At 57.7% G+C, this 18,566-nt stretch carries 14 protein-coding genes; 7 read left to right on the plus strand and 7 right to left on the minus strand.

From position 1 onward, the window contains the following. Positions 1-42 precede the first annotated feature (42 nt). Complete coding sequence (ahpF, locus tag Q1W15_RS20175) at positions 43-1,605, plus strand: alkyl hydroperoxide reductase subunit F (protein WP_300731371.1); 1,563 nt, start codon at positions 43-45, stop codon at positions 1,603-1,605. Positions 1,606-1,660: 55 nt separating this feature from the next. Here ahpF and gloA read toward each other — a convergent pair whose 3' ends face one another. From gloA to Q1W15_RS20190, 3 genes are all read right to left on the minus strand, one after another. Next, positions 1,661-2,182: a lactoylglutathione lyase gene (gene gloA / locus Q1W15_RS20180; protein WP_300731374.1), complete on the minus strand. Its 522-nt coding sequence runs from the start codon at positions 2,180-2,182 to the stop codon at positions 1,661-1,663. A 459-nt stretch (positions 2,183-2,641) separates the two neighbouring features. Then, a complete protein-coding gene (locus Q1W15_RS20185; protein WP_300731376.1) occupies positions 2,642-3,004 on the minus strand; it encodes a histone-like nucleoid-structuring protein, MvaT/MvaU family in 363 nt (120 codons plus the stop codon). A 182-nt stretch (positions 3,005-3,186) separates the two neighbouring features. Continuing rightward, the gene (locus Q1W15_RS20190) at positions 3,187-4,734 is read right to left on the minus strand and encodes an EAL domain-containing protein (RefSeq protein ID WP_300731379.1); all 1,548 of its coding nucleotides are present in this window, start codon (positions 4,732-4,734) and stop codon (positions 3,187-3,189) included. 366 nt (positions 4,735-5,100) lie between these two features. Between Q1W15_RS20190 and hppD the strand changes: the two genes are divergently transcribed. Beyond that, positions 5,101-6,177, plus strand: coding sequence for a 4-hydroxyphenylpyruvate dioxygenase (gene hppD / locus Q1W15_RS20195; RefSeq protein ID WP_300731382.1), 1,077 nt, complete (start codon positions 5,101-5,103; stop codon positions 6,175-6,177). A gap of 275 nt (positions 6,178-6,452) precedes the next feature. Here the strand turns inward: hppD and Q1W15_RS20200 are convergent, their stop codons facing one another. From Q1W15_RS20200 to Q1W15_RS20210, 3 genes are read right to left on the minus strand one after another with little or no spacing between them, the layout of a single operon-like run. Beyond that, positions 6,453-7,091, minus strand: a complete 639-nt coding sequence (locus Q1W15_RS20200) for a DUF1345 domain-containing protein (protein WP_300731385.1) — start codon at positions 7,089-7,091, stop codon at positions 6,453-6,455. Positions 7,092-7,142: 51 nt separating this feature from the next. Further along, positions 7,143-10,244, minus strand: a complete 3,102-nt coding sequence (locus tag Q1W15_RS20205; RefSeq protein WP_300731388.1) for an efflux RND transporter permease subunit — start codon at positions 10,242-10,244, stop codon at positions 7,143-7,145. A 2-nt stretch (positions 10,245-10,246) separates the two neighbouring features. Next, positions 10,247-11,401: an efflux RND transporter periplasmic adaptor subunit gene (locus Q1W15_RS20210; RefSeq protein WP_300731390.1), complete on the minus strand. Its 1,155-nt coding sequence runs from the start codon at positions 11,399-11,401 to the stop codon at positions 10,247-10,249. A gap of 177 nt (positions 11,402-11,578) precedes the next feature. On the opposite strand from Q1W15_RS20210, the gene Q1W15_RS20215 reads away from it, so the two are divergent. Together Q1W15_RS20215 and Q1W15_RS20220 are read left to right on the plus strand one after the other, a co-directional pair. Next, entirely contained in the window at positions 11,579-12,280 is a 702-nt protein-coding gene (locus Q1W15_RS20215) for a response regulator transcription factor (RefSeq protein WP_300731393.1), read from the plus strand. 4 nt (positions 12,281-12,284) lie between these two features. Beyond that, positions 12,285-13,580 carry an ATP-binding protein gene (locus Q1W15_RS20220; RefSeq protein WP_300731396.1) on the plus strand — a complete coding sequence of 432 codons (1,296 nt, stop codon included), beginning with the start codon at positions 12,285-12,287 and terminating at the stop codon, positions 13,578-13,580. Positions 13,581-13,667: 87 nt separating this feature from the next. Here the strand turns inward: Q1W15_RS20220 and rarD are convergent, their stop codons facing one another. After that, positions 13,668-14,552, minus strand: coding sequence for an EamA family transporter RarD (gene rarD / locus Q1W15_RS20225; protein WP_300731398.1), 885 nt, complete (start codon positions 14,550-14,552; stop codon positions 13,668-13,670). Between the two features lie 202 nt (positions 14,553-14,754). Here rarD and Q1W15_RS20230 point away from each other — a divergent pair, with 202 nt between their 5' ends. From Q1W15_RS20230 to pssA, 3 genes are all read left to right on the plus strand, one after another. Continuing rightward, positions 14,755-15,876 carry a sugar diacid recognition domain-containing protein gene (locus Q1W15_RS20230; RefSeq protein WP_300731401.1) on the plus strand — a complete coding sequence of 374 codons (1,122 nt, stop codon included), beginning with the start codon at positions 14,755-14,757 and terminating at the stop codon, positions 15,874-15,876. Positions 15,877-15,952: 76 nt separating this feature from the next. Next, positions 15,953-17,092: a glycerate kinase gene (locus Q1W15_RS20235; protein ID WP_300731404.1), complete on the plus strand. Its 1,140-nt coding sequence runs from the start codon at positions 15,953-15,955 to the stop codon at positions 17,090-17,092. Between the two features lie 99 nt (positions 17,093-17,191). Next, positions 17,192-18,535, plus strand: a complete 1,344-nt coding sequence (pssA, locus tag Q1W15_RS20240; protein WP_300731406.1) for a CDP-diacylglycerol--serine O-phosphatidyltransferase — start codon at positions 17,192-17,194, stop codon at positions 18,533-18,535. Positions 18,536-18,566 lie beyond the last annotated feature (31 nt).

An 18,566-nucleotide genomic window follows, 5' to 3' on the forward strand; every position in this document is an offset into this window, starting at 1 on the left:
CGTTTTTTTTGACACAGAATTAAACCGTAGGAGATCGCCCGTATGTTGGACGCCAATCTAAAAGCTCAATTGAAGTCATACCTGGAGCGGGTCACACAGCCGATCGAGATCGTTGCCTCTCTCGACGACGGTGCGAAATCCCGTGAAATGCATGACCTGTTAAAAGAAATTTCCAGCCTGTCCAGCCAGATTACATTGCTGGACAACGGCAACGATGCGCGGAAGCCGTCGTTCTCGCTGAACCGCCCAGGCGGGGATATCAGCCTGCGTTTTGCCGGCATTCCCATGGGGCACGAATTTACATCGCTGGTGCTGGCCTTGCTGCAAGTCGGCGGCCACCCTTCGAAAGCCAGTGCCGAAGTGATTGAGCAAATTCGCTCCCTTAAAGGTGAGTTCAACTTCGAGACCTACTTCTCGCTGTCCTGTCAGAACTGCCCGGACGTCGTGCAGGCGCTGAACCTGATGGCCGTGCTGAACCCGAACATTCGCCACGTGGCCATTGACGGTGCGCTGTTTCAGGATGAAGTCACCGAGCGTCAAGTGATGGCGGTGCCAAGCGTTTACCTGAACGGGGTTAACTTCGGTCAGGGCCGCATGGGCCTGGAAGAGATTCTTGGCAAGCTGGACACCAGTGCCATTGAGCGTCAGGCTGAAAAAATCAGCGCTAAAGAAGCCTTTGATGTGCTGGTGATTGGTGGCGGCCCGGCCGGTGCTGCGGCAGCCATTTATGCGGCGCGCAAAGGCATCCGTACCGGCGTGGCCGCCGAGCGATTTGGCGGTCAGGTACTCGACACCATGGCCATCGAGAACTTTATTTCGGTGCAGGAAACCGAAGGGCCGAAACTGGCCACTGCCCTTGAAGAGCACGTTAAGCAGTACGACGTTGACATCATGAACCTGCAGCGGGCCGATCAGTTGCTGCCGGGCCAGGCGGGTGAGTTGCACGAGGTGAAATTTGCCAGCGGTGCTTCGCTCAAAGCCAAGACCGTGATTCTGGCCACCGGTGCGCGCTGGAGAGAGATGAACGTACCAGGCGAACAGGAATACCGCAGCCGTGGCGTGGCGTACTGCCCGCACTGTGACGGCCCATTGTTCAAGGGCAAACGCGTTGCGGTTATCGGTGGTGGGAACTCGGGTGTGGAAGCGGCCATCGACCTGGCAGGCATCGTGTCACACGTGACCTTGCTCGAGTTCGACACCCGGTTGCGCGCTGACGCTGTGTTGCAACGCAAGCTCAACAGCTTGCCAAACGTGACCGTGATCACCAATGCCCAGACCACTGAAGTCACTGGCGACGGTCAGAAAGTCAATGGCCTGCGTTACAAGGACCGCGCCACCGAGGCGGTGCACACTGTCGAGCTGGAAGGGATCTTTGTTCAGATCGGTCTGTTGCCTAATACCGACTGGCTCAAGGGTTCGATTGAGCTGACACCACGCGGCGAGATCATTGTTGATGCACGCGGTGAGACGTCGATCCCTGGCATCTTTGCTGCCGGCGACGTGACGACCGTGCCGTACAAGCAGATCGTGATTGCGATCGGTGAGGGGGCCAAAGCTTCGCTGAGTGCGTTCGATCACTTGATCCGAACCTCCGCGCCAGCCTGATAGGCGCTGAAATAAAAAACCCATGAGCGATCATGGGTTTTTTTTGCGCCGGTTTTTACAGCGGTTGCGGCTGGATAATCTCGACCCAATAAGCGTCAGGGTCTTTGATAAAGGCCAGGGACTTCATGCGACCATCGGTCAGGCGCTTCTGGAAGTCCACGCCCAGGGTTTCGAAGCGCTCACAGGCGGCAACGATATCGGGTACTGAAATACAGATATGACCAAAGCCGCGCGGGTCAGTGTTGCCGTTGTGGTAAGCAAACCCGGCATCCTTCTCGGTGCCGTGGTTGTGAGTCAGTTCCAGAATGCCAGGGATCGATTTCATCCAGACCGTGCGCGCAGCATCGTCGGCCGGGATCTGGGCTTTATCCACCAGCGCCAGGAAGTACAGGCTGAACTCGGCTTCAGGGAAGTCACGTTTTTCAAGCAACGAAAAGCCCAGGATGCGGGTGTAGAAATCGAGTGATTTCTCGATGTCCTTGACGCGCAGCATGGTGTGGTTGAACACGAAGTTTTGGGTAGCGTTATCGGGTTCGGCGGTAACACCAGGTACATTGTTCAGTTCTTGCAGGCTCATGAACCCTCCGAAAGTGATGCGTAAGTGATCGGTCGCTACGGTGAGCGTGGTGGGTCAATGATACGGAATGTTACCTTGTGGGCCAAGGAGCAGGTGGGTTGCTGCCCAAATCGCAGGCAAAAAGAAGCCCGCCGAAGCGGGCATGGGGCGCTAGTCCTTTAGCAGCTTTCATCCTGTGCTGACAGGTGTGAAAAATCTGTGAAACCTTTGACTATTTACATTCGCTCTACTGCAACAGGCTCGTTGCGGTGACTAAAGAGGGCGTGTGGAAAAGCGGTGTCTCTCTGGCGGCACAGGCTTATTGCATTCTTACTGTCACCCCACATTCATTTGAGGAATGAACATAACAGTAAGGTGGACTTTTTATAACAAAATAAATGCGGGTATGCGGGTATTAACGTGGCGTATGCCAGGCATTAAAAAACCCTGCGGCGGCAAGGTTTTAAATCACATTAATACTTAAGCACGAAGCCAGGAGTCTACGGTATCGGCACCGTATTGTTCTTTCCAGGCTTTCAAGCCTCGGTGATTGCCGCCTTTGGTTTCTATCAACTCACCGGTGTGCGGGTTTTGATAAACCTTCAGAACACGCGCTTTACGTTGTTTAGGGGCTGCTGCTGCCTTTTTGGACGCCGACGGGTTAGGGTCCAGCAGGGCGATAATGTCGCGCAGGTTCTTGTCATAGGTTTTCATCAGCCCCTGAAGTTTTTGCTCGAACTCAATTTCTTTTTTCAGTCCGGCATCATTCTTCAAGGCTTCCAGTTGCGCCAACTGCTCTTGAAGGGCTTTTTCCGCGGCACGAAACTCAGCAAGTCTAGACAAAGTGATTACTCCAGTCGTGGCTTCGGCAATAGAGGACCGAAGTGAATTAGTACAGCAAGGGTGCAGAGAGGGGAATGAATGAGCCCCAGCCTTTCAAGGGTGTTAACTAAACATTAACCCAATATTAAGCACCCTTGCCAAGCCAAAAAAAGTGTAGTTGTTTATACCCTCAGTGCCAAGTCTCATGTGTGACTAAGGCGTGCCTTTAAGGCGCTGATGAAATCACTGGCGGGCAAGGGGCGAGAGAATAGATAACCTTGTAGAAAATCAACGCCCTTGCTGGCGAGGTAATCACGCTGCTCTTCAGTTTCTATGCCTTCAGCGACAATCTTCAAGTCGAGCTTGGCACTCAACTCAATAATACTGTCGAGAATATGCCGGGACAGTGCATCGGCCCCAATCATGGCAACAAAGCTCTTATCGATTTTCAAGTAGTCGACATTAAAGTCTCGCAAGTAGGTCAAGCTGGAGTGACCGGTACCAAAGTCATCGATGGCAATGGTGATGCCCATGGCATGCAGCTTGGCAAACAGTGCGTGAGTAATGTCGGTAGGCGCGATCAGCTCGCGCTCGGTGAGTTCGAGGACCAGGCGGATATGGTCCTTGGGGAAGGCTTGCAAGAACTCACGGCAGTCTTCGATTAGATCAAGGTTCTCGCAATGCCGGGCGGTGATGTTGAAGCCCACATGAAAGCCGGCTTGCAGACTGCCAACATGGGGTGCCAATAACGCCGCGGTTTGCTGCATCAGCGAGCGGGTCATGGGAATAATCAGGCCTGAGTGCTCGGCAAAGGGTATAAACAGGTCGGGGCGAACCAAGCCTTCTTGCGGGTGTTGCCAGCGCATCAATACTTCAGCCCCCGCCCATTGTTGGCTGTCACCGTGCACCACGGGCTGGAAATAAGGAATGAACTCTTGGGCCTCCAGGCCACGTTGTAATTCGTGAGTGGGCGAGGAGGCGCGCTTCTTTAAGCGATGAACAATGGTTGCCGAAATGCCTCCCAGAAAAAACAGCAGCACCAGTACACCCAGGTATTCAGCAATCACATGATGCCAAAGTTCGTTGGCACGAAAACCTGCGACCACTCGGTAAGGGTAATGAGTGGATGGCACGCTGTTGTTCGCCACGGGGTAAAGCGGCGGCGCTGTGGGATGGACGTTGCCGGAGCGATCGATCCAGTTGTCACCTGCTTGAAAGATCAATTGCGCTCTTTGGTTGGGCTGGCCCAATGCATGGATCAGATGAAAACCATAAATACTGACCAACACCCCACGACTGTCTTTCTGTTGGCGATAAATCAGCAGCGGGTCATTGGGGGTTACTGGGTTGCCAGGCATTAACCACAATTCACCGCCTGCATAGTTCTGCGGGTAAACAGGTTCGTTGAAGCTACCGAACAAGGAGGTGCAATAGATCTGATTATCTTGAATCAGATTGACTGAGCGCACAAAAGGGCGGCGGGTAACCTGGTCGCGAAGTGCAAGTTCTACATGGCTGCATTCTTCTCCGGCCAAGGGCAACACAACATTGGCGGCACGTGCAGCGTTGTCAAGAATCCCGTCGAATTGGCGCACGGCCTCTTCAGCGGTGTGCCTTGAGGTCAGCTCCAATGAGCGGTTGGCCTGCCAGACTATAATGACTATGCCCAGTACCACGGGCATCAATCCACTGAACACAATCAACGCGTAGCGATCAGTCCATTTGCGGGTCAGTGTGTGCGCTAATTGCATTGCGGATCCTGCAAACAGAAGGGGGCTGGACAGCTGCGGAGCACTGCAGGCACCGCCAGTGGTTATGTAAGGGCTGTGCTTAATGTAAAGCCTAGCATTGCCATTGGGCTATTTCACATCGCGTGGGACAAATAGGATTACGCCATGTAGAATCTGCTTACGCATAAAAGAATAATGGCTTTTGCAAGCACAAGCCCCCCGCGTATAGAGATGGGTCCAAATGAAGGTATTCGGTTTTCAACTGATCTACGGTGATTTCCTGGCGCGCAGTGTGCGCGGGATCTCCTGTGCTCCGCCCGTCGCCCTCGGCATTATTAGTTAATAACCTGTTGTTAATTCTAAAAATGACCATGATGAGGTGCCGAAATGGCTGATCTATACGAAAATCCGATGGGCTTGATGGGCTTTGAATTCATCGAGTTCGCATCGCCTTTGCCCAATACCCTTGAACCCATTTTCGAAATCATGGGTTTCACCAAGGTGGCGACCCACCGCTCCAAGAATGTCCATCTGTACCGCCAGGGCGAGATCAACCTGATCCTCAACAATGAGCCCAATAGTGTGGCGTCTTATTTCGCCGCCGAGCATGGCCCTTCGGTGTGCGGTATGGCATTTCGAGTGCGCGATGCCCAGAAGGCTTACAACCGTGCGCTGGAATTGGGCGCGCAGCCGATTGAAATCAAGACCGGCCCGATGGAACTGAACTTGCCGGCGATCAAAGGCATTGGTGGCGCGCCGCTGTACCTGATTGACCGTTACGGCGAAGGCAGTTCGATCTATGACATCGACTTCGTATTTATCGAAGGCGTTGATCGTCACCCGGTGGGTGCCGGCCTCAAAATCATCGACCACCTGACCCATAACGTGTACCGCGGTCGTATGGCGTACTGGGCCAACTTCTATGAAAAATTGTTCAACTTCCGTGAAATTCGCTATTTCGACATCAAGGGCGAATACACTGGCCTGACCTCCAAAGCGATGACCGCCCCGGATGGCATGATCCGTATTCCTTTGAACGAAGAGTCGTCCAAAGGTGCGGGCCAGATCGAAGAGTTCCTGATGCAGTTCAACGGTGAGGGCATTCAACACGTTGCCTTTCTCAGCGATGACCTGGTCAAGACCTGGGATGCACTGAAGAAAATCGGCATGCGCTTTATGACCGCGCCACCCGAGACCTACTACGAAATGCTTGAAGGCCGCTTGCCAGGTCATGGCGAGCCGGTGGGCGAGTTGCAAGCGCGGGGTATCCTGCTGGACGGATCATCGCAGGAAGGTGACCAGCGCTTGCTGCTGCAAATCTTCTCTGAAACCCTGATGGGCCCTGTGTTCTTTGAGTTTATCCAGCGCAAGGGTGATGACGGCTTCGGTGAAGGCAACTTCAAGGCGCTGTTTGAGTCCATCGAGCGTGATCAGGTGCGCCGTGGTGTGCTGACTGCCGACTGATCGCTAACCTGTAAACCCGCTCTTACCCAGTAGGAGGGCCACCCCGTCTTCGACGCGACGCTGTGGCTCGGCATGCCCTCACACAGGCTTGGCTCCGTGCGGCCGCCGCGATCGGCCGTCCCTGGCCGTGTCGCGGCTAACCCGGTGTGAGGCCAACGTGGTTTAAGGGGGCCCTTTAGATCAAAAACCAGATCAAAAGATCACGAGCAAGCTCGTTCCTACAGATCCCGGCCCTGTAGGAACGCTTGCTCGCGATCTTCCGCTTGTCTCTTCTGTCAAAACAACCCCGCCGCGATATTGATCGAATACCCCAGCACCGCTGTGTTGAAGAGAAAGCCCAGTAACGAATGCACGATCACGGCTTTGCGCATGCCGCGCGTGGTGATGGACACATCTGCCGTTTGTACGGCGACGCTGAGCGTGAAAGAGAAGTACAGAAAGTCCCAATAGTCCGGGTTTTCTTCACCTTCGGGGAAGTGCAGGGCGGGCACCGGGCCGTCATTGTTATAGAACAGTCGTGCGTAGTGCAGCATGAAAATGACCCCGATCATCAGCCATGAACCCACCACGGTAATGCCCGTAAGCGCGTAGTGGAGCATCTGATCGTCAGTGCCCAGCTTGCTGTTGCCTGCCAGTTCCAGGGTGATTGCCGCCAGGCTGGCAATGGCCGCGATGCACACGGTAAACAACACCATGCTGGCATTCTCATCCTCGATTTCCGCTGTCCTTTTCACGTCACTGGCTTTGGAGCGCAACACCAGCCACAGGGTCAGGGCCAGGTAGAGCCAGACGCCAGCGTTCCAGCCCACCAGAAATTTGCTGGTGAGCGTGGCGGCCGGGGTGAAGAATCCCACGGCCAGCCCCACGACAGTGGCGACGCTCAGACGCGGATGGGTGCGGGCAAGATGCGGCATACACAGTCCTTGTTTCCAGAGAGTGCGGCACCTTACCACGCAGCGCCACGCTTAGCCCTTGGGCGGCTTGCGATTGAACCGTTTCATCACCACTACAAAGAACACCGGCACAAACACCACGGCCAGTGTGGCCGTAATCATCCCGCCGATCACCCCGGTGCCAATGGCCTGCTGACTCGCTGAGCTGGCACCCGTGGCCAGAGCCAGCGGCAGTACGCCCAGAATAAATGCCAGCGATGTCATGACGATCGGACGCAAACGCAGGCGTGCTGCTTGTACGGTGGCCTCAACCAGATCATGCCCTTCGTCATACAGGGTCTTGGCGAACTCGATGATCAAAATCGCGTTCTTGGCCGACAAACCAATAATGGTGATCAAGCCCACCTTGAAGAACACGTCATTGGGCATGCCCCGCAAGGTCACGGCCAGCACGGCCCCCAGCACACCCAGCGGGACGACCAGCAGCACTGCTGTCGGAATCGACCAGCTTTCGTACAGCGCAGCCAGGCACAAAAACACAACCAGCAGCGACAGCCCCAGCAACATCGGCGCTTGTGACCCGGACACCTGCTCTTGCAGGGACAGCCCCGTCCACTCAAGGCCCAGACCTGCCGGCAGTTGATCCACCAGGCGCTGGATTTCTACCATGGCCTCGCCGGTGCTATGGCCTGGAGCCTCTTCACCGGAGATGCTGATAGCGGGGTAGCCGTTGTACCGCGTCAACTGGGCCGGGCCCTGGATCCAGCGTGCTTCGACAAAAGCCGAAAGCGGGACCATTTTGCCCAGGTTGTTGCGCACATGGATCTTGAGCAAGTCTTCGACCTGGCTGCGTTGATCGCCTTCGGCCTGCACCATGACCCGCTGCATGCGGCCCTGGTTCGGGAAGTCGTTGACATAGGCCGAGCCAACGGCCGTGGACAGCACGCCGCCAATGTCCGCGAATGAAATGCCCAGCGCGTTGGCGCGCTTGCGATCCACCTCCAGTTGCACTTGCGGGCTTTCAGCCAGCGCACTTTCACGTACGTTAGCCAGCACCGGGCTTTTCTCGGCCAGGGCCAGCAGTTCAGTGCGCGCCTTCATCAGGGCGTCATAGCCCACGCTGCCACGGTCTTGCAAACGGAACTCAAACCCGCTGGAGGTGCCCAGACCGTCGACCGGCGGTGGCAAGATGGCAAACGCCACGGCATCTTTCAGTTCGCTGAAGGCTCCGTTGGCGCGGTCAGCAATGGCGGCGGCCGAATCTTTTGCACCTCGGTCAGCCCAGTCCTTGAGAGTGGTAAACGCCAGCGCGGCATTTTGCCCGCTGCCCGAGAAGCTGAAGCCCAGGATCAAGGTGGTGTTGCCCACGCCCGGCTCGCTGGCGTTGTGCGTTTCGATCTGCTCGGCTACCGCGATAGTGCGGTTTTGGCTGGCCCCCGGCGGCAATTGGATATCGGTGATGGTGTAACCCTGATCCTCGACCGGTAAAAAGGAGGAGGGCAGGCGCGTAAAACACAGTACCAGGACCACCAGCAGCAGGCCGTAGAGCATCAGGTAGCGACCGCTACGCTTGATCAGGTGCACGACCCAGTGTTCATAGCCTTTTGACAGGCGCTCGAAGCGTTGGTTGAACCAGCCAAAGAAACCGCCTTTGGCATGGTGTTCGCCTTTGGCGATGGGCTTGAGCAGGGTCGCGCATAGTGCCGGGGTCAATGACAGCGCCAAAAACGCTGAGAACAGGATGGAGGTGGCCATCGACAAGGAGAACTGCTGGTAAATCACCCCCACGGACCCAGGCATAAATGCCATGGGAATGAATACGGCCACCAACACCAGTGTGATGCCAACAATCGCACCGCTGATTTGCGTCATCGCCTTTCGCGTGGCTTCACGGGGGGATAACCCCTCGCTGACCATGATGCGCTCGACGTTCTCTACCACCACGATGGCATCGTCCACCAGAATACCGATGGCCAGCACCATGCCAAACATGGTCAGCACGTTGATCGAGAAGCCCAGTACCAACATCACGGCAAAGGTGCCCATCAGCGCGACGGGTACCACCAGCGTCGGAATCAGCGTGTAGCGGATGTTCTGCAAAAACAGGAACATTACCGCAAACACCAGCGCCATGGCCTCGACCAGGGTGTAGATCACCTTGATGATCGAGACCTTGACGAATGGCGAGGTGTCATACGGGATGCTGTATTCCACGCCTGCCGGGAAGTAACGACTGAGGTCGTCCATTTTCGCGCGGATCAGGTTGGCGGTGTTCAAGGCATTGGCCTCGGGGGCCAACTTGATACTGAATGCGCTGGACGGCTTGCCGTTGAGACGGGTGCCGTACTGGTACTCCTGGCTACCGATCTCAACCCGTGCCACATCGCCGATGCGTACCGTAGAACCGTCCGGGTTGGCGCGCAGCACGATGTCGGCAAACTCTTGTGGTGTCGACAGTTGGCCTTTGACCAACACCGTGGCGGTGATTTCTTGCGTGGAACGGCCGGGCAAATCGCCGATGCTGCCGGCTGAAACCTGCGCGTTCTGGCTGGCAATCGCGGCGTTGACATCAGCCGGTGTGAGGTTAAAGCCGACCAGCTTCTGGGTGTCGATCCAGATCCGCATGGCCCGCTCGGCACCATACAGTTGGGCCTTGCCGACGCCTTCCACGCGTTTGACTTCGTTCATCACGTTGCGGGCCAGGTAATCGCTGAGAGCGACTTCATTGAGCCCGCTGTTGGCATTGGCGGTCAGCGTCACCAGCATCAAAAAGCCAGATGAGACTTTTTCGACCTGTAAACCTTGCTGAGTAACGGCCTGTGGCAGGCGGGACTCAACGGCCTTGAGGCGGTTTTGCACATCGACCTGGGCCATTTCAGGGTCGGTGCCGGGTTTGAAGGTGGCGGTAATGGTGGCACTGCCGAGGCTGCTTTGGGATTCGAAGTACAACAGGCCATCTGTGCCATTGAGTTCTTGCTCAATCAGCGTGACCACGCTTTCGTCCACCGTTTGTGCTGACGCACCCGGGTAGATCGCATAGACCTCAACCTGGGGTGGTGCGACATCCGGGTACTTGGCCACGGGTAACTGCGGAATGGCCAATGCCCCTGCCAGCATAATAAACAAGGCAACGACCCAGGCAAAAACCGGACGGTCGATAAAAAACTGCGGCATGCTCACTGATCCGTAGAGTGGGTGAGGGAAGGTGTCGAGTCGTCGATCTGTACCTGTTCGCCAGGCCGGGTGTGCTGCAACCCTTCGAGTACGATACGGTCACCGGCCTTGAGGCCTTCGTTGACGATCCAGCGATTGTTGTGAGCACCACCCAACTGCACGGGCTGTTGCGTGACACGGTTATCGCCGTCCAGCAAGAACACGTAGGCCACTCCGGCACTGTCACGCAGAATGGCACGCTGCGGCACGCTGATACCTTCTTTGTTAACGGCCTGTTCCAACCGAACGCGTACAAAGCTGCCGGGCAGCAAGTCGTATTCGGGGTTCGGGAACTCACTGCGCAGAATGATCTGCCCGGTGCTGGGGTCCACGCTCACATCGGTAAACAGCAATTTGCCGGGCAGCGGATAGGCGCTGCCGTTGTCACGAATCAGTGTGGCGCGCGCCTGCTGGGTGCCGACCTGTTGCAACTCGCCGGCGCGGAAGGCTTCGCGCAAAGCATCGAGATCGCGGGTGGACTGTGTCAGGTCGACATGAATCGGGTCGAGCTGATGAATCCGTGCCAATGGCGTGACTTCACCCTGACCGACCAAGGCCCCTTCGGTCACCAGCGCCCGGCCGATACGCCCGGAAATCGGCGCAGTGACGGTGGCATAGCCCAGGTTCAAGCGGGCGCGTTCTACTGCCGCTTCGTTGGCGGCCACGTCGGCATCAGCCTGCTGCGATTGCGCCTGGGCGTTGTCGTAGTCCTGGCGGCTGACCGCGTTGATGTCGATCAGATCGGCGTAGCGCTTGGCATGCAAGCTGGCCTGGCGGGCCAGCGCGCGGGACTTGCGCAGGGCGGCCTGTGCGCTATCCAACTCCGCCTTGAAAGGGGCCGGGTCGATCAGAAACAGCACTTGGCCCTGTTTGACTTGCGTGCCTTCGGTAAACACCCGCTTGAGCACGACACCGGCCACACGGGCACTGACTTGAGCCTCGCGCGGGGCAACCACGCGGCCACTCAGTTCGTTGTTGATCGATAAAGGCGCAGTGGCAATCACCTCAGTACGCACTTTGGTCAAAGGGGCTTTGGTTTCAGCGACGGGACTTTTATCACAGGCACCGAGCGCCAGTGCCAGCGCCGAGAGGCAGAGTGGAGCGAAGAGTTTTTTCAACGATCTTGCCTTCTTGTAAATGCGGAATAGTGCGGTGTCATGCTTGGCATGCTAAGCGCAGCACGTCAGAGGCGTTGTTAAGCTATGTAGGAGGTATGTGAAAAAGTGTTAAGGATGTGCTCCTTTCCCAGTGAGGTTGTATATGCTCCGGGTTTTCCGTGTTTGTAAGCATTTATTATGCCCACGCTTTTATTGGTTGAAGACGATGCCGCCCTTTCAGAACTGATTGCCAGCTATCTGGAGCGTAACGGTTACCAGGTCAACGTGATAGCGCGTGGTGATCAAGTTCGTGAAAGCGCCCGAAGCAACCCCCCGGACCTGGTCATTCTCGACTTGATGTTACCGGGATTGGACGGCCTGCAGGTTTGCCGTCTGTTACGGGCTGACTCAGCAAGCTTGCCGATCTTGATGTTAACGGCGCGCGACGATAGTCATGATCAGGTCCTGGGGCTAGAGATGGGCGCTGACGATTATGTGACAAAACCTTGCGAGCCCCGTGTTCTGCTGGCGCGGGTACGCACTTTACTGCGTCGTAGCAGCCTGGGTGACCCGCAGGTGGCCAGTGACCGTATTGTGATCGGTAACCTGTGCATCAACCTCTCGGAGCGCACGGTGACCTGGCGCGGTGACGGCGTTGAACTGTCCAGCGGTGAATACAATTTGCTGGTGGTGTTGGCCCGGCACGCGGGCGAAGTCCTGAGCCGTGACCAGATCCTGCAACGTTTGCGCGGCATTGAATTCAATGGCACCGACCGCTCGGTGGATGTGGCCATTTCCAAATTGCGGCGCAAATTCGATGACTGCGCCGGTGAAGCGCGCAAGATCAAAACCGTGTGGGGCAAAGGGTACTTGTTCAGCCGTTCCGAGTGGGAATGCTGAGGCCATGTTCAAACTGTTGATCCGGCTGTACCTGGTGACCATCGTGACGTTTGCAGCGGCCATTTATGGCGTGCCTGAAGTGATCATTCATGTGTTTCATGAGCGCTTCATGAACTACAACGAGCAGATGTCGCGAGGCACACAGGGCTTGTTGGTCAAACAGTTCGAGCACGTACCCGAAGCTCAGTGGCCCGCGCTGGCCGCCGACTTGAATGCCCGCTTCCAGCCCCTGAACATCGACCTTCGACCCATTGCCGACCCCGGTTTCAGCGCCGATGAACAGCGCCAACTGCACCAGGGCAAAGATGTGCTGCGCATCGGAGAGTGGGGCATGTGGACGCGGGTGGCTTCGCCGCTGAATCAGACCCACGCTATTGAAATGTCCATGTCGCCCGATCCGTTTGACATGAACGTTTTGTATTGGAGCATTAACGTGCTCATCGGCGCAGCCTTGCTGGGCGGGCTTTTGCTGTGGCTGCGGCCTCACTGGCGTGACCTTGAACAACTCAAGCGCACCGCTGCCCGGATCGGCCAGGGGCAACTGAGCGAACGCACACACCTCTCGCCGCGTTCCAATATCTATGGCCTGGCCCATGTGTTTGACACGATGGCGCACGACATCGAGCACTTGCTCAACCAGCAGCGCGACTTGCTTAACGCCGTGTCCCATGAGCTGCGCACCCCCTTGACCCGCCTCGACTTCGGCCTGGCCCTGGTGTTGTGCGATGACTTGCCGCCGGCCAGTCGCGAACGCTTGCAGGTGTTGGTGGGGCATATCCGCGAGCTGGATGAACTGGTCCTTGAACTGCTGTCCTTTAGCCGGCTGCAAAACCCCGCGCTGGTGCCGGAAAGGGTAATGGTGTCGCTGGATGAGTTTATCGACAGCATTCTGGGCAGCTTCGATGAAGCCCTGGAAGCCCCGGAGAGTGTGTTGGACGTGCGCCTGCACGGCAGCCAGGAGCGTTTCGCTCTTGACCCACGGCTCACCGCGCGTGCTTTGCAAAACCTGTTGCGCAACGCCATGCGTTACTGCGATCGACGCATTCAGGTGGGCGTCAATGTGACAGCACAGGGGTGCGAGATATGGGTAGAGGACGATGGTATCGGCATTCCCGAGCAGGAACGCGAGCGAATTTTCGAACCGTTTTACCGGCTGGACCGCAGCCGCGACCGCGCCACGGGGGGCTTTGGTCTGGGGCTGGCGATCAGTCGGCGAGCCCTGGAGGCCCAGGGCGGTAAGTTGACGCTTGGGCCATCACCGCTGGGCGGTGCCCGGTTCACACTGTGGTTGCCCGCCTGAGGGTTGGCCAAACGGCTAACCCGTCGTTCAACCAACCCTGACAAAGCCGGCCTATTGCGATACCCCACGGCCACCAACGCGCCAGGGTCAGACGGGCTTCTGTTGACGCAGCAGGTGCTTGACCCCTTCGAGCATGAGGACCAGCACGGCCAGCCAGATGGGCAGGTAGGTCAGCCATTGGCCGTCGCTGATGCTTTCTCCCAGCAGTAATGCCACAAACACCAACAGCACCGGTTCAACGTAGCTGAGCAGGCCGAACAGGCTAAATGCCAGCATGCGGCTGGCCAGGATGTAGCAGATGAGGGCGAGTGCGCTGATGGCCCCCAACAGCGGGATCAGGGTGTACAGGGCCGTGCGTTGGCTGGCCACGTCGAAACCGTGCTCGCTGCTTTGGATAAACCACAGCGCGACAGGCATTATCAGCAGCATGTCGGTCCACAGGCCGCCCAGGTTGTCGGTGCCCGCACGCTTGCGCATCACAAAGTACACCGGGTAGCCCAGGGCAACCACGAGGGTGGTCCACGAAAACCCACCCACGCGGTACACCTCGTTGGCGACGCCGAGGGTAGCCAGGGCGGCGGCAATTTTTTGCAGGTGCGACAGGCGCTCGCCATACACCAGGCGTCCGGTAATCAACATGGTCAGTGGCAGCAGGAAATACCCCAGCGACACATCGAGGCTATGGCCGTTGAGCGGTGCCCACAGAAACAGCCACAACTGCACACCCACCAACGCACTGGACGCAATCAGCACGGCCCATAGAGCGGGCTGTTGACGCACGCGTGAGACAATCGCGGGGATCAAGCGCCAGTCACCGGAAAAACACATGAACAGGGTCATGCAGGGCAGGGTCAGGAGCATCCGCCAGCCGAAGATTTCTTCGCCGGTCAGGGGCCACAGCAGGGATGTGAAGTAATACATGACACCGAACAGGCCCGATGCCAGAACCGATAGAACAATACCTTTAGACACAACAGCCTCGTTGACACATACATTTATGATTTTTAGGAAGCGTGTAGCTTGAGCCTCTACAGGCTGTAGGGCAAATCGTTATCCGTCATGCGTAAGTGTCAGAAGCGACCCATGGCATTAAAAGTAGCGGTTTATTATGTTTTTTGTCGGCGCGCGGTTAACGTTGGCAGCTGTTAGCGATGCCTGAATGGATTGTCACCCTATGTTCGAACTGGATCATGATTTGGCACAGGACATCGTGGATCGCGCGATGGCCATCTTGCCGTACAACGTCAACGTGATGGACAGCCAGGGGCTGATTCTGGGCAGTGGCGAGCCCGAGCGTATCAATACCCGGCACGAGGGCGCGCAGTTGGTGCTGGCGAATGGCCGGGTGGTAGAGATCGACGCCCAGACCGCCAAGTGCCTTAAGGGGGTGCAACCGGGGATCAATTTGCCGCTGCTGCTCGATCAACGACTGATCGGGGTGTTGGGGCTTACAGGTGAGCCCGAATCGCTGCGTACCTACGCGGAACTGGTGCGCATGACGGCCGAAATGCTGGTGGGTCAGCGTCGACAGCAGGCTGAGCAGCAATGGCTACACCAGCGTGGCGATGATCTGGTGGCCTTGTTGCTGAGCAAGGGCGGCGATTCAACTCGCCTGATGGATGAAGCCCGGCAGTTGGGCCTTAAACCACAGTTGTCGCGCATTCCCTACCTGTTCGAGCTGGGTGAGGGGGACACGGCGCAAGCCTTGCGGGCATGGCTGCAAGCGCGCTACCCGGACAGCTGGTGCCTCAGCCCTGCGCCCAGTTCGTTGCTATGGTGCCGGCCAGCCCTGCTGGCGCTGGACGATCAACGTTTACTGGACAAACTTCAGGCACAGGGCTGGACCGTTCTTCGAATGGCCGTGGGTGGCCAGGCCGATGAACTCAAGGGGCTGCGCCGCAGTTACCGACAGGCCGGTGATTTGTTGGCGTATGGTCGCGATGTATTGGTGGGCACACGGCTGTTAAGCGTCGATCGCTACCGTTTGCCCGCAATGCTCTGGCGTTATCGCCATGAAGACGCCCTTGAGGCGCTGCTGGAACCTTTGCGCAACGTCGTTTCAAAGGACACTAACGGCCAGTTGCTCGCCACCTTGCGCAGTTGGTGCGAGCACGACGGTCAAAGTCAGGCCTGCGCCGACGCGCTGGGGATTCACCGCAACAGCTTGCGTTACCGCATGGAGCGCATCGCTGAACTGAGCGGTATAGACCTGCTAAGCCTCAATGGCATGCTGGCGCTGTACCTGGGCGTGCAGTTGCTGCCGCCGCCTTGTCGCAATGAACAACAAACCCGGTGATTGCTTGTGCACCTGACTGGCGAGTTTGCGCCTGGGTGCTGTCAGCATGAGGGGATAAGACCTGGAGAGTTGCCCCATGAAAATCGTGATCGCCCCTGATTCGTTCAAAGACAGCCTGAGTGCCGAGAAAGTCGCTGAGGCCATTGCGGCCGGGCTGGCCGATGCACTGCCCCATGCGCAACTGATCCAGTGCCCGATGGCCGATGGGGGGGAGGGCACGGTAGAGGCCATTGTCGCGGCAGGCAATGGCCAGTTGCGCCGCCACACCGTGCAAGGGCCGTTGGGTGCTGCCGTTGAGGCGCGCTGGGGCTGGCTGCCAGACAGCCACACGGCAATCATTGAAATGGCCGAGGCCAGTGGTTTGCAGTTGCTTTCAAGGGCGCAGCGCAATGCCTGCACCAGCAGCACATTTGGCACTGGGCAACTGATAGCGGCCGCGCTCGATGCGGGCGCTCGGCGTATTATCCTGGCCATTGGTGGCAGTGCCACCAATGACGGTGGCGCGGGGGCGTTACAAGCGTTGGGCTTGGGTTTGTTTGATTCTGAGGGCAACCTGTTGGCTCGTGGCGGCCAGGCACTCGCGGGGTTGGCACGTATCGATCTGACCAGTTTTGACCCTCGCTTGAGTGATGTGTGCTTTGAAATTGCCGCCGATGTCAATAACCCGTTGTGCGGCGAACACGGTGCTTCAGCGATTTTTGGCCCACAAAAAGGCGCAACCCCTGAGCAGGTTCGACGGTTGGATCAGGCGCTGAATCATTTTGCCGACCGGTGCGCCGACGTTTTGCCGAAGGATGTTCGCCATGAGCCCGGCTCGGGGGCTGCTGGAGGCCTTGGTTTTGCGGCCAAGGCGTTTTTCGGGGCACAGTTTCGCGCCGGCGTCGAGGTGGTGGCTGAGCTGGTGGGCCTGGCAGATGCGGTAAAGGACGCGGATCTGGTGATCACGGGCGAGGGCCGTTTTGACGCCCAGACCTTGCGGGGCAAAACCCCCTTCGGTGTGGCGCGTATTGCCCAGGCTGAAGGTGTACCGGTGGTGGTGCTGGCCGGGACGCTGGGTGAGGGTTACCAGGCATTGTACGAGCACGGCATTCTGGCAGCGTTTGCGTTGACCAGCGGGCCCATGAGCCTGGAAGACGCCTGTGCCCAGGCTGCGCCGTTGCTCACCGATCGGGCACGGGATATTGCGCGGTTGTTCGGGTACACGCGTCGCGGGTGAAAGGCGCGCCCGCGCGGACAGATTCCCTCGGGGTGCCTACACAAATGCCGTAATCGTGTAAGCTTGGGGGTCTTTTGCATTCGACCCTTAGCGAGCCCCATGCCGTCGCTCTTCAAACGCTCCTTACTGCCCAAGCTGCGCAGCTTTCCATTAACCGCTGATGCCTTCAAGGTTTTGCCCGGTGCCGCTGAGTTTCGTCAGTGCCTGTTGGAGCAGATCGCGAGTGCTCGTCAGCGGATCACGTTAGTGGCCTTGTACCTGCAACAGGATGAGGCCGGCCAGGAAATACTCGATGCCTTGCATGCCGCCAAGGCCGCGCGGCCCGAGCTGGAAGTGGTCGTACTGGTGGACTGGTTGCGGGCACAGCGTGGGCTGATCGGTGCCGGCAAACAGCCGGGCAATGCCGCGTGGTACCAGGCGCAGACCGCCAGCCATGACAGCTACGTGCCGATTTACGGGGTGCCGGTGCAAACCCGCGAGCTGTTCGGGGTACTGCACCTCAAGGGCTTTATTGTCGACGATTGCGTGATTTACAGCGGCGCAAGCCTGAATAACGTTTACCTGCATAAATTCGACAAGTACCGCTTTGATCGCTACCACCTACTGCAGAGCAAACCGCTGGCGGACTCGATGCAGCAGTTTATTCAGGAAAATCTGCTCAGTACGCCGGCAGTGCATCGCCTTGACGTGCCGCAACTGCCGTCCACGCGCAGCCTGCGCAGCGCAATTGGCGACCTGCGTAGCCGTCTGAAAAAAGCCAGTTACAACACTGACGAAGGTACGAACGGCCACTTTGGTTTGTCAGTCAGCCCATTGTTGGGCGTGGGCAAAAACAACCCGCTGAGCCGCGTGATCTGTGAGCTGATTGCCAGCAGTCAGCAACAACTGACCCTCTGCACCCCGTACTTTAACTTGCCGCTGCCCGTCACCCGTGAAATCAACCGAGCCCTGGAACGGGGTGTGAAGATCGACATCGTGGTGGGCGACAAAACGGCCAACGACTTTTACATCCCCCCGAGCGAGCCGTTTCGGGTGATTTCGGCACTGCCTTACCTGTACGAACTGAGCCTGCGCCGCTTTGCCAAGCGCCATCAGCCCATGATCGACAGCGGCTTGTTGAACGTGCACCTGTGGCACCATGGCGATAACACCTACCACCTCAAGGGCATGTGGGTGGATGACCGTTACACCTTGCTGACGGGGAACAACTTGAACCCGCGGGCGTTCCGCCTGGACCTGGAAAACGGCTTGTTGATCGATGATCCGCGCCGTGAGTTGCTGGAGCCCCGGCGCAAGGAGCTGGAGAGCATTTTCCAGCACACCCGACGTATTGAAGACTTCAAGGCCCTGGACACCCTGGCGGATTACCCGCCCGCCGTTGCCAAGTTTTTGCGCCGGGTCAGCCGGGTCCGAATTGAACGGTTGCTGTACCGAATTTTGTAAGTCGTTGTATGTGCCGTGCACTATCTATGTA

The sequence above is a fragment of the Pseudomonas sp. genome (assembly GCF_030150285.1).
In the GTDB taxonomy this organism is placed as follows: domain Bacteria; phylum Pseudomonadota; class Gammaproteobacteria; order Pseudomonadales; family Pseudomonadaceae; genus Aquipseudomonas.

What these genes read in the sequence shown, in the direction of transcription:
- ahpF (WP_300731371.1), top strand. Translation starts at nt 43, where the DNA reads ATGTTGGACGCCAATCTAAAAGCTCAATTGAAGTCATACCTGGAGCGG.
- gloA (WP_300731374.1), bottom strand. Translation starts at nt 2,182, where the DNA reads ATGAGCCTGCAAGAACTGAACAATGTACCTGGTGTTACCGCCGAACCC.
- Q1W15_RS20190 (WP_300731379.1), bottom strand. Translation starts at nt 4,734, where the DNA reads ATGCAATTAGCGCACACACTGACCCGCAAATGGACTGATCGCTACGCG.
- hppD (WP_300731382.1), top strand. Translation starts at nt 5,101, where the DNA reads ATGGCTGATCTATACGAAAATCCGATGGGCTTGATGGGCTTTGAATTC.
- Q1W15_RS20200 (WP_300731385.1), bottom strand. Translation starts at nt 7,091, where the DNA reads ATGCCGCATCTTGCCCGCACCCATCCGCGTCTGAGCGTCGCCACTGTC.
- Q1W15_RS20205 (WP_300731388.1), bottom strand. Translation starts at nt 10,244, where the DNA reads ATGCCGCAGTTTTTTATCGACCGTCCGGTTTTTGCCTGGGTCGTTGCC.
- Q1W15_RS20215 (WP_300731393.1), top strand. Translation starts at nt 11,579, where the DNA reads ATGCCCACGCTTTTATTGGTTGAAGACGATGCCGCCCTTTCAGAACTG.
- Q1W15_RS20220 (WP_300731396.1), top strand. Translation starts at nt 12,285, where the DNA reads ATGTTCAAACTGTTGATCCGGCTGTACCTGGTGACCATCGTGACGTTT.
- Q1W15_RS20230 (WP_300731401.1), top strand. Translation starts at nt 14,755, where the DNA reads ATGTTCGAACTGGATCATGATTTGGCACAGGACATCGTGGATCGCGCG.
- Q1W15_RS20235 (WP_300731404.1), top strand. Translation starts at nt 15,953, where the DNA reads ATGAAAATCGTGATCGCCCCTGATTCGTTCAAAGACAGCCTGAGTGCC.
- pssA (WP_300731406.1), top strand. Translation starts at nt 17,192, where the DNA reads ATGCCGTCGCTCTTCAAACGCTCCTTACTGCCCAAGCTGCGCAGCTTT.